Source organism: Sphingomonas koreensis (genome assembly GCF_002797435.1).
Lineage (GTDB): Bacteria > Pseudomonadota > Alphaproteobacteria > Sphingomonadales > Sphingomonadaceae > Sphingomonas > Sphingomonas koreensis.
The window spans coordinates 4,230,462-4,243,015 of the sequence record NZ_PGEN01000001.1; the positions used below are offsets into that span (position 1 = coordinate 4,230,462).

The 12,554-nt window shown below is 66.4% G+C and carries 11 protein-coding genes; 7 read left to right on the top strand and 4 right to left on the bottom strand.

Annotated elements, in window-relative coordinates; all coding sequences use genetic code 11:
* From BDW16_RS20215 to BDW16_RS20240, 6 genes are all read left to right on the top strand, one after another.
* The gene (locus BDW16_RS20215) at nt 1-1,239 is read left to right on the top strand and encodes a DegT/DnrJ/EryC1/StrS family aminotransferase (protein WP_066580995.1); all 1,239 of its coding nucleotides are present in this window, start codon (nt 1-3) and stop codon (nt 1,237-1,239) included.
* A gap of 12 nt (nt 1,240-1,251) precedes the next feature.
* On the top strand, nt 1,252-2,094 hold the full coding sequence (locus BDW16_RS20220) for a sulfotransferase family protein (protein WP_066580994.1): 843 nt from the start codon (nt 1,252-1,254) through the stop codon (nt 2,092-2,094).
* A complete protein-coding gene (locus BDW16_RS20225) occupies nt 2,091-3,374 on the top strand; it encodes an O-antigen ligase family protein (RefSeq protein ID WP_066580992.1) in 1,284 nt (427 codons plus the stop codon). Before BDW16_RS20220 ends, BDW16_RS20225 begins: the two co-directional genes overlap by 4 nt.
* An 89-nt stretch (nt 3,375-3,463) precedes the next feature.
* On the top strand, nt 3,464-4,024 hold the full coding sequence (locus tag BDW16_RS20230; RefSeq protein ID WP_083954426.1) for a polysaccharide biosynthesis/export family protein: 561 nt from the start codon (nt 3,464-3,466) through the stop codon (nt 4,022-4,024).
* A gap of 10 nt (nt 4,025-4,034) precedes the next feature.
* Nucleotides 4,035-5,300 (top strand): outer membrane beta-barrel protein, encoded by a 1,266-nt coding sequence (locus BDW16_RS20235; RefSeq protein WP_066580989.1) that lies wholly within the window; start codon nt 4,035-4,037, stop codon nt 5,298-5,300.
* 8 nt (nt 5,301-5,308) lie between these two features.
* Nucleotides 5,309-6,727 (top strand): pectate lyase family protein, encoded by a 1,419-nt coding sequence (locus BDW16_RS20240; RefSeq protein WP_100362815.1) that lies wholly within the window; start codon nt 5,309-5,311, stop codon nt 6,725-6,727.
* Between the two features lie 12 nt (nt 6,728-6,739).
* Here the strand turns inward: BDW16_RS20240 and BDW16_RS20245 are convergent, their stop codons facing one another.
* Entirely contained in the window at nt 6,740-7,588 is an 849-nt protein-coding gene (locus BDW16_RS20245; RefSeq protein WP_066580987.1) for a hypothetical protein, read from the bottom strand.
* A gap of 165 nt (nt 7,589-7,753) precedes the next feature.
* Between BDW16_RS20245 and BDW16_RS20250 the strand changes: the two genes are divergently transcribed.
* A complete protein-coding gene (locus tag BDW16_RS20250) occupies nt 7,754-9,367 on the top strand; it encodes a hypothetical protein (protein ID WP_066580985.1) in 1,614 nt (537 codons plus the stop codon).
* On the opposite strand, the gene BDW16_RS20255 is transcribed toward BDW16_RS20250, so the two are convergent.
* From BDW16_RS20255 to BDW16_RS20265, 3 genes are read right to left on the bottom strand one after another with little or no spacing between them, the layout of a single operon-like run.
* Nucleotides 9,352-10,374 carry a glycosyltransferase family 2 protein gene (locus BDW16_RS20255; RefSeq protein ID WP_066580983.1) on the bottom strand — a complete coding sequence of 341 codons (1,023 nt, stop codon included), beginning with the start codon at nt 10,372-10,374 and terminating at the stop codon, nt 9,352-9,354. The genes BDW16_RS20250 and BDW16_RS20255 overlap by 16 nt on opposite strands.
* A complete protein-coding gene (locus BDW16_RS20260) occupies nt 10,371-11,312 on the bottom strand; it encodes an NAD-dependent epimerase/dehydratase family protein (protein ID WP_066580981.1) in 942 nt (313 codons plus the stop codon). The genes BDW16_RS20255 and BDW16_RS20260 overlap by 4 nt, the downstream gene beginning before the upstream one ends.
* Nucleotides 11,313-11,324: 12 nt before the next feature.
* On the bottom strand, nt 11,325-12,545 hold the full coding sequence (locus BDW16_RS20265) for a class I SAM-dependent methyltransferase (RefSeq protein ID WP_066580980.1): 1,221 nt from the start codon (nt 12,543-12,545) through the stop codon (nt 11,325-11,327).
* Between the last annotated feature and the right edge of the window lie 9 nt (nt 12,546-12,554).

Sequence of the window (12,554 nt, forward strand, 5' to 3'; positions counted from 1 at the left end):
ATGGCGACCGCCCATGCCCGCCCTGCAACCCTGACGGCACCGCGGACTGCAGTCCCAGAAGGCGGCGGCGAGATCCGGTCGCGCTGGCCGGTTCATGGCGAGGAAGAAATCGCCGCGGTCGCGGCGATCCTGCGCAGCGGCAAGGTGAATTCGCTACATCATGGCGAGCAGACCCATGCGTTCGAGCAGGCCTTTGCCGAGAAATGCAATGCCTCTCACGCGATCGCCGTGGCGAACGGGACGCTGGCGCTGGAGCTGGCGCTGCGTGCGCTCGGGGTCGGGCCCGGGGACGAGGTGGTCGTGCCGGCGCGCAGCTTCATGGCGTCGGCGAGCTGCGTCGCCGCGGTAGGCGCAATCCCTGCCTTCGCTGATGTCGATCCCGATACGCAGACCCTGACCGCGAACACGATCGCGAGCGCCCTGACGCCGCGTACCCGCGCGATCATCGTCGTGCATCTCGCGGGCTGGCCTGCCGCGATGCAGGAGATCATGGTTCTGGCCCGTGCAATGGGGCTGTTCGTGATCGAGGATTGCGCGCAGGCCCATGGCGCAGTCCAAGGCGATTTTCCGGTCGGCGCGTGCAGTGATGCCGCCGCCTTTTCCTTCTGCACGGACAAGATCATCTCGACGGGCGGGGAGGGCGGCATGCTGGTGCTGCACGACCACGCGCTTTGGGAGCGTGCCTGGTCCTACAAGGACCATGGCAAGTCGCCGCATGTCGGCGCAGTGATCGGCCCGCCCGGCACTTTCCGCTGGCTGCACGGCAGCCTGGGCAGCAATTATCGCATGACCGAGATGCAGGCCGCGATCGGCCTCTGCCAGCTCGCGAAGCTGGACGGTTGGATCGAAGCCCGTCAGCGCAATGCAGGCATCCTGAACGCGGCGCTGGCGCCGCTTCGCGCGGTGCGGTTGACGCTGCCGCCGTCGAGTGTCCGGCACGCCTATTACAAATACTATGCCTTTGTGCATCCCGAGCGGCTGGCGCGGGGGTGGACCCGTGATCGTATCGTCGGCGCCTGCATTGCTGCCGGCGTACCGTGCGGCACGGGCAGCTGCCCCGAAATCTACCGCGAGCAAGCCTTTGTCGGTAGCCCGTCCGTGCCGTTGAATCCGCTGCCCGTTTCCCGAACTCTGGGGGAGACCAGCCTGATGCTGCCGGTCGACCCGACGCTCGACACCGCAATGGTCGAGCGGATGGGAGCGATCGTCGCATCGGTGATCGCAAGCGCCACCGCCTGACGAGGGACATCGATGGAGTCACCGCCGCTCCCGCAGCTGATCGTGATTGGAGCCGCCAAAGCGGCGACGACATGGATCGCCCACCAGCTTCGCACCCGGCCGGACGTCTGCATGCCGGGCCCGGAGCCGCATTATTTCAGCCGCGAGTTCCACCGCGGCGAGGAATGGTATCGATCATTGTTCGCCGACGCCCGGCCCGGTCAACTCGTCGCGGAGAAGTCCGCCGACTATCTCGCGCATCCCGAAGCGGCGGCACGCATAGCGGCATTGCTCCCGTCGGTCCGGCTGATCGCGCAGCTGCGCAATCCGGTCGAGCGGGCCTATTCCGACTATTGCATGCTGTTCCGGCGCGGCCAGGTCGATGGCGATATCGACCGTCATCTCGACGGCAGACGCGCGACCGAACGGCGTTTCCTCGAGGACGGGCTTTACGGCCGCCACCTGCGCCGCTTCCTCGACCATTTTCCCGCCGCGCAGATGAAGGTGATCCTGCACGACGAGATCAAGCGCGATCCGGCGGCAGTCGCGGCGGATGTGTTCGATATGCTAGCGCTTCCACCTCAGACGGATAGCGCACGGATCGAGGCGCGTGTGAATGACGGCGCTTCGGCGCTGGTTCCGCTTGCGTTGCGGCGATTGCCGACACCCGTAAAACGGCTCGCTGCGCCGTTACGCGGCAATCGCCTGTTCGAAGGAGCGCGCAGCCTGATCGCGCGCCCGGTCCGCTACCCGCCATTGTCTGACGACACGCGCAGACGGCTGGCCGACTTCTACCGCGACGATATCGAGCAACTTGCGCGGACGCTCGGGCGTGACCTCGGCGCCTGGACCAGCCCTGTCCAGACCGCGTCATGAGCTATAGCGATATCGCTTCGTCCGTCTGGGTGGCCGAGGATCAGGATCGGACCTCCTATCACCATGCGATGCTGCGGCTGGCGGCGCCCATGCTGCTGCTGGCGGTGTTCCTCTCACCCTATGTCGTCTGGCGGGTGGTGCCGCCCTATCTGTTCACGCTCAGCGACGCGCTCTTTTGCATCGCCGGGATACTGCTGCTCGCCGGGCGTGGGATCGTGGTCCGCCCGCTGCAGGACTGGTCGGCGCTCTGGCTTTTGGGACTGGCGGGTCTGCTGCTCGGTTTCTTCATCGGCAGCGTAGTCAATGGCGACCCGCTGCGCTGGATCATCGTCGCCGGCCAATACGGCTTCGCCTTCGCGTTGCTGCCTGCGCTGCTGCTGCGCGAGCGGCGGCGATCGCTGATTCTTGCGGTGATGGCGCTGATCGCTGGCGTCGCCGCGATGGAGCTGTTCGGGACCATCGTCTATTATGCCACCGACGCGTCGCACGAGCAGGCCAGGCACTTCGGCTTCGAGTTCATCACCGGAGCGCAGCGGCTGGGCGCGTTCATGGCGGACGCGAACTGGAACGCAGCGATGATCGCGATGACGACGCCCTTCGTCCTCTACCTTGCGCGGATCGGACAGCTGAAGCTGCCTGTCGCCTTTGCCATTCTGGGGATCTTCGGATCGGGGCTGTTGCTGTCGGGTTCCTTCACCGGCTTCGCGAGCACCGCGGTGGGAGCGCTGGCTTTCCTGCTGCTCGACTGGGGAAGACGGTCGATCGGCATGCTGATCGGTATCGTCGCGCTTGCGAGCGCCATGACCGCCACCGGAATCGCGCTTCCCGCGACCTTCCAGAACCGCGTAGCGACCGCGCTCGTGCAGGGCGACATCAGCCAGGCGGGGACGTTCGCCGGGCGGATGGAACTGGTGCGCGAGGCGTGGAACATCGTCGGCGACACGACGCTGGTCGGCCTTGGCGTCGATCAGTATCGCGTCGTCAGCATCGATCGCGCGCCGGTTCACAACATCTATCTGCTCGCCTGGGCTGAAGGGGGGCTCTTGTCCCTGTTCGGCTGGCTGCTGATGATGCTTGTGCCGGTGTCGGTCGCGATACGGCGTTTCGCGACGGACCGTGCGGCCGCCGCATTGCTGATTGCGGTGACATTGTCGTTCCTGATCTTCTCCAACGCGGCGCCGCACATGTACGCGCGCAGTTGGGTGGTACCGCTGATCCTAGCGCTCGGCATTGCGCTGACGCGTCCTGCAGGCGCAAACGGGCCAGTCCCGTCGAGCTAATCCCTTTGGGGCGCGGGCTGCCCACCATGCGTTCACCATCGGACAGGTTCAGGCGGTAAACTCGTGCGGCATCTTGAAGGGGAACCGACGTGAACCGCCGAATGCTATTGAGTGGGGTGCTGGCACTGCCCGTGGCTGCGTGCGCGGGGGCCTATTCCGATCTTCCGATCGCAACCGCCGGACCGGCCGACCGCTACACATTGGGACCGGGCGATTCGATCAAGATCGCAGTCTATGGCTTCGACGCGATGGCGGGGAGCTACACCGTCAGCGACGCCGGAACCATCTCGCTCCCGATGGTAAGTACGCTGAGCGTCGCCGGCAAGTCGGCCCCTGAGCTCGAGGCCGAAATCGCGGCCGTGCTGCGCACACGCGATCTCGCGCCGAACGCCAATGTCAGCGTGCAGGTCGAGAAATACCGTCCCTTCTACATTCTGGGGGAAGTGCAGCGACCCGGCCAATATCCTTATGTGCCGGGGATGACGGTGCTGACCGCGGTTTCGATCGCGGGCGGCTACACCTTCCGCGCCAACAAGCGTGTCGCCGGGGTCGAGCGGATGAGCGGCACCGCGCGGAGCAAGGCACGGCTCGACGCGGATTCGTCGATCCAACCGGGCGACACCATCGTCATTCCCGAAGCCTGGTTCTGAGGGACGGGCGGTGGCGAAGCGCCGAACCGCCCCGGCGATGCGCCCGTGTGCGGTGCGTTGCGGGGCATTTCCGCTGATCGCGGTCCTGCTGGCGGCGCCGCCGGTCGCGGACGCGCAGCAGGTACAGCGCGGAGCTTCGCCGCTCGATCTTCCGCGGCCGGGATATGAACGCCGCACGACCCGCATCGGCCCGGCCGAGGTGCGGATCGATGTCGAGGTCGCCGCGCTCTACGACACCAATGTCTATGCGACATCGACTGCAACAACAGGCGACGCTGCGATGGTCGCGCGCCCGCGTGTCGCGATCGACTGGCGTGGCGCAAATGCCGAGCTTCATGGTGAAGCCTATGCCGATATACGACGCTACCTCGATCAGGGGAGGGAGAGCGCGAGCCGCTTCGGTGCCGCCCTGTCCGGGCAGATAGCGCCGGCCGCAGGGCACGTCCTTTCCGGCGAGATGCGGTTCGACCGGGATATCGAGAGCCGGGCCGATCCGGAAGCGCGGGCAAGCATCCTGCTTCCACCGCGCAAGATCAACATTCTGGCCGGCGAGATTGGCTACACGCTCACCGGGACCCGGCTCGGGCTCAATCTGACGGGCGGCGTCCAGAAGCTCGATTTTCTGGATCCCAATGAACAGGATCGCGACTTCACCAGCTGGCGAGGCTCGGCGCGCGCCACGTGGCGGCCGGCGGCGCCGGTCGCGTTCTTTGCCGAGGCCTATATCAATCGCCGCAATTTCCGCACCGCGGTCGATCTGAGCGGCATCAACCGCGATGCGACGACCTATGGCTTGATCGCGGGCGTCAGCCGCGAGGTGAGCCCGCGGCTGCGGGGCCGGATCGGCGCCGGCGTCTTCCGCTTCGATCCCGACGACGGGGCACTCGGCGGCTATACCGGCTTTGCGCTGAGCGGCGACGTCAGCTGGAACCCCCGCGCTCGGACCGCAGTGACGGCACAGCTCTTTCGCGGTGACGTCGCGACCGCACGCGCTGGATCGAGCGGACGGACCGACACGCGCGTCGCGCTGACGATCGACCAGGAGGCCTATCATAATGTGCTGCTCCATGGACGCGCAGGCTGGACGCAAAGCCGTTATCGCGGGGTGGGCGCCGACACGCTGAACACATGGAGCCTGGCAGCGGAAGGGGAGTATCTGGTCAACCGAACCTTCTCGCTCTTTGTCGGCGTCAACTATGCGCGGCGCACCGCTCGCGACCGTCTCGACCGCTTCTCCCGCGCCCAGCTGCAGGCCGGGATCAGGGCACGTTTTTGAGGGCCGTCATGCGTGCGCTCCGGCCGCTGCAGGTTTGTCACCATCCTATCCGCGACCGTGGGCGTATCGGTATCGCGCTGCTGGCGGTCGCCTTGTCCTGCTCGACGACGGGAGCATGTCAGGAGGCGGATGAGGACGAACCGGCGGCCGATCAGCCGCTCGCCCCGGTCGCTCGACAGGACCGGCCTGCCTTTCCGGGGGCGGAGGGGCATGGCCGTTTCGCCCGCGGAGGACGCGACGGGCGGATCATCCCGGTCACCACGCTGGCCGACGAAGGCGCAGGATCGCTGCGCGCGTGCATCGACGCGGCGGGGCCGCGCGTCTGCGTGTTCCGCGTGGCAGGCGTGATCCGCTATGTCCGCGAACGCCCGGTCATCGTGCATCCCTATCTCACGATCGCCGGCGAGACGGCGCCCGGCGATGGTATTCTGATCACCCATTCGGGGGGCAAACTCGCCTTCACGCCGCTCGTCATCAAGAACACGCACGATGTCGTGATCCGCCATATCCGCGTCCGCACGGACCTGCGCGGCGAGCAGCGCGGCGCCAATAGCGGGTTCATCATCGAGAACAGCCGCAACGTCATCCTCGATCATGTCAGCGCGTCCTGGGCATTGGACGAGAATGTCGGCGGCTACGGCGCCAATGACACGATCACCATTTCCTGGTCGATCTTCGCCGAGGGCGTGCCGCGGCACGACAAGTGCGCGCTGCTGTCGAGCGACCCCAGGGGGCCGCAGCGGCTTAGCTTCGTGCGGAACCTCTGCGCACATAATGGCGATCGCAATCCGGATGTGAACTTCCCGCCCGGCTCCTGCGTCGAGGTGATCAACAACGTGCTGTACAATGCCAGCTCGCAGTTCACCGAAGTGTGGGAGAGCTATGGCGGCACCCCGGCGAACATCGTCGGCAACTATTACCGCCAGGGGCCGAGCACGGCAGGGCGCGCCTATGCGATCGACCGACCGCTGGTCGCCTCCACCGGCAGAGCGCGCATCTACCAGGCGGGGAATGTGATCGACGGCGATCGCGTGACCTTTGCGCCGATCGCCGCCGAAGCGTTCGTCGACAAGCCTGTCTGCCCGCTCGAAAGCGCGGTGCTCGATGCGCGGACTGCCTATTTGCGGGTGCTTGAGGGAGCAGGGGCGTTTCCGCACGACAGCGTCGATGCGCGGATCGTGGACGAGGTGCGGACACGCGGCGGCAGGATCGGCCGCGACAATCGCGTGCTGCCGGCGCTGCAGAGCGGCGCGCCCTATGCCGATGCGGACGGCGACGGTATGTCTGACGCGTGGGAGCGCCGCCGCGGTCTCGATCCGAAGCGCAACGATGGCTGGAGCGATGCGGACGGCAATGGCTGGGACAATCTCGAAGAGTTCCTCAACCATGCGCATCGCGCGCGGCTGGCCGGCCGGCGCGTGCGATAGCCGCTTGCGGTCCTATCCGCCGCCGAGTTCCAGGACGAGCGCTTCGACTTCGGACCCCGTACCAAAGCGCTCGACGACCGAGAGCCGCATGGCGTCGTCCATCCGGAACAGCGTGCCGCGATGATCGGCCGCGCCGTGGGTCCGCAGGACGAGCAGCCAGGCGCCGGGGCCGGAGAGATAGGCGATGGCGTTGGCGACCGCGGCGCGCAGCACCGCAGGTTCGAAATAATGCCGGTTCAGCAGATTGGCCGCACGCACCAGGTCGAACCGTCCGATCAAGGCCTCGTTGCGCTGCGTAATGTCATCCTCCCGCCACTGGAAGGCTCCCGATCGCCGCAGGCGCGGGGTGAGAAGTGCCACTTCCAGTCCGTCACCTGCGGCGGCGTGCGCAATGGCGGGGTCGCGCAGACGCCATTCGACCAGCGCACGTGCCAGCGCCATGCCGGTCCAGCGGTCAAGCCGCCGTTCCCATGGCCGGATGGCGCGGCCTAGCACCTCATATTGCAGCACATGTCCGCACGGCTCGACAAGTGCCCGGCATCCGTGCGGAAGCGGGACGAGCCGTGCCCGCACCGACCGGTCGGTGCCCGTGACACGCGCCGGATGACCGGCTGCTCGCAGCGCCGTCATCAGTTCGAGGGTGGTGACGCCGGACGAGATGCCGAGGTCGAGCACGGTATCGACACGGCAATTATGGTTCGCGAGCGCCGCGATCAGCGCGGCATCGACCCCGGCAAGCCGGGACGCCCCGGTTCGCTTGAACGTGTTGTTCGCGGTCTTGAGCAGCCCGAAGAAGCGCGCTTCGTCGCGGGGGGTGATGTCTTCCGGGGCAGCGGAGAAGAACGCGCTTGCACGATGCATCCTGGCTGAGCTCCCGCATGGTTTCCTGCCGCAGCAGTGCGGCGCATGCTCCGGTGTAGCACCGGCACGCGCCGTAGAGAGCGGAACGGTCGGGGTACTCCTCCTGCCCACCGGCGCGCGCGGACGCGTCAGGCTATCCATGGTGTCGCAGCAACCGGGGACAAGATGATGCTGAAGACCGATTTTCATGAAGCATCGGGCTTTCGCGACACGCCGCGAACCGGCGCACTGGATCGTTCGTGGCGTTTCGCAGCGCTGGCGGGATGCGGGCTGTGCCTGTTGGCGGTGTTTGCGCGGATCATGACCTATCCGATGCAGCATGACGAGCAATTCTACATCGCCGCCGGAGTCCTGTTCGATCGCTACCCGCTCTATTCGGGGATCGGGTTCAGCCACCTTCCCAACATCGCGCTGCTCTTCGCGGGCGCATTCGCGCTGCTCGGCGACGCTCATTACCTGCTCATCGGCCGCCTTCTGGTCTTTGCCGCGTGGGCGGGAACCTGTGCTGTCTTGCTGCTGATCGCGCGCAGCTATGTGCGAAGCGTGCCGATCGGCGGATTGATGCTCGCGCTGCTCGCGCTCAATCCGATGCTGCTCAATGCGACGGGGATGACCGCGACCAACAACTTCCTTCCAGTACCCTTCATGCTGTTCGGCCTGTATCTGTTCCTCCGCGCGGCGGACCGTGACATGCCGTCACCAGTGCTGGCGCTGGCGAGCGGGTTTGTGCTGGCCATGGGGGCGGGCTTCAAGGCGAACTACCTGCTGTTCCTGGTCCCCTTTGCAGCCGCGGCGCTGCTGGTACCGCGAACCCTGCCGTTCCGCAGCCGCTTGCTCCGCATCGCGTTGCCGCTTCTGGCGGGCGGGGTGATCGGCGGCCTCCCGTCCATTCTCTATGCGCTGAGCGACGCGGAGGGTTTCGTCGCCCATGTGGTGAATGCGCATCGTGGTCCGCAGCTCGCTTACTGGGCGGCGCATGCGGACCCCAATGATCCGAAGGTGATCGGGATCGCCGACAAGCTGCTGCTCGCGCATCGCCTGTGGCTGTCCGGGGTCACGATGCTCATCCTCGTGCTGCTGCTGACATTGGCGGGGATCGCTGTCATGCGGCGACGGACATTCGTGCTGCGCTGGCCGCTCCTCCTCACCGGCAGCCTCGCGGCGATCGGCATGGTGATCTCGTTCGTGCCCAGCCCTGCCTTCCCGCAATATTTCACACCACCGCTGCCCTTCGCGGTGGTGCTGACGGGCCTGTTGTTCGGATCGCTCGATACGCAGGGGCGGGATATCGCCAGGCCAGTGCTTGCGGCAGTGCTGGGATTGACGCTGGTCACCGGCGCGCCGCAGCTGCTGCCGTCGCTCGCGGGGCTCGTCAGGCCCGGCGGATGGACAGGCGTTCAAGTGGCACGCGACGGGCGTGCGATCGCTGCGCTGGTCGGGGAGCGATCGCCCGCTGGCCCCGTCGCGACAGTCTCGCCGATCCACGCGCTGGAAGGGCATCTGCCCATCTATCCGCAGTTCGCGCTCGGGCCGTTCATCGTCCGGGCCGCACCTTGGATCCCGGCGGAGGATCGCCGCCACTACGCCTATTTCATCACGCCCAACGCGGTTCCGGCGCTGCTCGGCAGTGAGCCCCCGTCGGCGATCCTGACCGGTATGGAGGGAGCCAACGATGCCCCGTTCGACAGCTTCGCGAAGTCGCGCGGCTACCGGGAAATCCCGTTGTCGCTGAAGAAGGCGGAGGATGCGGAGCGAGTCCGCCTCTATCTGGCGCCCTGATCGGCGGTGCGCGCACGACCCAGCGTTGGGCGCGCCGGGTCCGGCTTGCTCACCGGGCGGAGGGGGCGGGGAGCCGCGTGCCCGATCTCGGCCTCCACGATCGGTGTCGGCCGTGCTTTGACCTGCCGGAAGATGCGGCCGAGATACTCGCCGATGATCCCGAGGAAGATCGCGTTGAGCGTGATCCCCATCAGCAGCAGCATCGTGGTCGTCGCGAAACCGGCGGGCCAATGCTGGCCGAAGACCAGCCGTCCGGCGAGATAGATAAGGGTGAGGAGGAAGGTGGCGATACCGATCACCAGCCCGGTGATCGACGCGACGCGGAGCGGGACCAGCGAGTGGTTGAGGATCGCGTCGAGCGCCATGCCCAGCATCTTGCTGAGCGGGAACTTGCTCTGCCCTGCGACGCGTGCTTCGCGGTCATAAGGCAGCCCGACCTGTGAGAATCCCATCGCGCTGATCAGGCCGCGTAGATAGGGGCTGGTATCGTTGACCTTGCGCAGCTCGATCAGGATGCACGCATCGACAAGCCGGAATTCCCCTGCGTCGCGCGGCAGATCGTCGTCGCTCAGCATCCGCATGCCGGCATAGAAGGCCCGGCGGAGCTGCGCGGTGACGAATCCGTCGGGAAGCGAGCGGCGGATACCGTAGACGACCTGATGCCCTTGCCGCCAGCGCGCGAGCATCTCGGGGATCAGCTCTGGCGGGTCCTGGAGGTCGCAATCGATCTGAACGGCGCAGGCGCCACGGGCCCGCTGATAGCCGACCAGCAGCGAGCGCTGATAGCCGTTGTTGCGGGAGAGACGCACGACACGGACGCGCGGATCGCCGGCGGCGATCTCCTGCAGAAGCGGGAAGGTCGCGTCGGTCGAGTGATTGTCCATGAAGATCAGCTCGAGCGAATAGTCCGGCAGCGTCCGGAACACCTCGACGATGCTCCGATAGGCACGCTCGACCGTGGCCTCTTCGTTGAAGGCGGGAACGATGACGGAGACCAGATCGGTCATGCCATGACCTCCGCGAGCGATCGGGCGGTGATGGCGATGCCGTCCTCGAGCGGCGTGCGCGCGCGCCAGTCGAGGTTCAACGCCGCCAGATCCGGGGCACCCGAAACGGTATCGATGCGCAGGCCGGGACTCTCGGCGGCTTCCATGGAAACATGATCGGCCGGGGTGCCTGTCACCCGGAGCGCGAGCTTGACGATCTCGCGGATCTTTCGCGCGTTCCCGCTCGAAAGGTTGAGGATCGTCCCGCCGGGCAGGTCCGACTGCGCCATCGCGCGGAGCCCGGCGACGACATCGTCCACGAACACCATGTCGCGTCGGCTGTCCGGCTGGTGGATGATTGCGGGCTCGTCCGAAAGGCATCGGCGCAGCAGGGCGGGCAGCAGGAAATCATCCGACTGGCCGGGACCATAGACGAGCGCGAAGCGCGCCGTGAGCACCCGAAAAGGGAGCCGCGGCTGCAGCATCGCGCAATAATGCGCGCCGGCGACCATCGCAGCGGTGTAGACGGTGCGTGGCTGTTCGCGCCGGGTTTCCGGCGACGCGGTCGGCTGGTTGCCATATTCGGCGATCGATCCCGCGCGCACCATCACCCGCAGATCCGGGCTTCCGGCCGCGGCGGCCAGCAGGACGAGGAGATTGTCCAGATCGGAGGTCATGGCCGGCCATTCGGACGGATCGGGGACGCCGGGTGCGCGACCGGTGCCGCTCGCCAGATGATAGAGGATCGTGGGACCCGACCGGTCGAAACAGGCGCGCACGCGATCGAGGTTCTTGAGGTCGAGCGCATGGACGATCGCACCGGGTCGAATCCGTTCGGCGCGCAGCACTCCTTCGGGCCGCACGATCAGATGCACCTCGTCGCCGCTGTCGAGGTGGCTTGCGGCGAGATGCGAACCGATGAAGCCGGCCCCGCCAGTGATCAGCACGCGCTCGGGCATCCCGGCCCCGTTTCAGCTGACGAGCATGGGCTCGGGCAGCGGGACGAGGAAGCGTCCGCCCCGCGCCACGAAGTCCGATTGCTGTTCGCGGATCTCGTCGAAGAAGTTCCAGGCGAGGACCATCAGGACATCGGGCTTTTCATCGGCGATCGCATCGACCGATCTGACCGATATCTTCATGCCGGGGGAGTAGAGCCCCTGCTTCAATGGATTGCGGTCGACCAGGAAATCGAGCCGGTCGGGACCGATCCCGAAATAGTTGAGCAGCGTGTTTCCCTTTGCCGGGGCACCATAGCCCGCGATCTTCTTGCCCTGGGCCTTGAGCTCGTCGAGCATCGCCAGAAGCCGGACCCGGACGGCCTCGACGCGCTCGGCGAAGCGCTCATAGGTCTCGGGGTCGAGCATGCCCCCGGCCAGTTCCTCGTCGAGCATCGCGCGGACCTCGGGCGTCGGCTCGGCGGTGCCGGTCTTGCGGAAGAATACACGCATCGAGCCCCCATGGATGGGCAATCGATGGACATCGACGACCTCCAGCTCGAAGAATGCGCCCAGCTTTTGCATCGAGAGCAGGCTGAATTCGGAGACATGTTCCTGATAGACGGTGTCGAACTCGTTCCGGTCGAGCAGCTCCTTGGCCCAGGGAACTTCGACCACGAAGGTGCCGTCTTCGGCGAGCAGGCGGGTGATCCCCTCCATGAATCGGTGAAGGTCGCCGATATGGTTGAACGTGTTGGTGGTGACGATCACCTGCGCGCGCCCGTTGGCGTCGCGTACCGCATCCGCGGTAGCGGGATCGAAATAGGCGACATGGACGTCCACTCCGCGCGCGGCGGCGGCTTCAGCCAGGTTCGCTGCCGGGTCGATCCCCAGCGTCCTCGCGCCACGGGTATTGCAAGCCGCGAGCAACAGCCCGTCATTGCAGCCGATATCGACGATGAGCCCGTTTCCTGCGATGTCCCCCAGGACGCCGGCCAGCGTGTCGAAATGCGTGTGCATCGTCGCCGCACCGGAGGGAACGTAGAGATAGTGGCGGAAGAAGTCGGCGGGGATCTGGTCCGCGATCTCGATCAGGCCGCAATTGAGGCACACTTCGGTGTTGAGCGAGAAGGTCGGCTGGTCCGCATCATATTCCTCGGGCCGCACGAACATGTTGGCCGGGGGATGCTGCCCCATTGGCAGGAACAGATAGGGCGCCGGGGCCAGGCATGCGCGGCAGTGCTGCAATCGTTCCATTGGAAATCC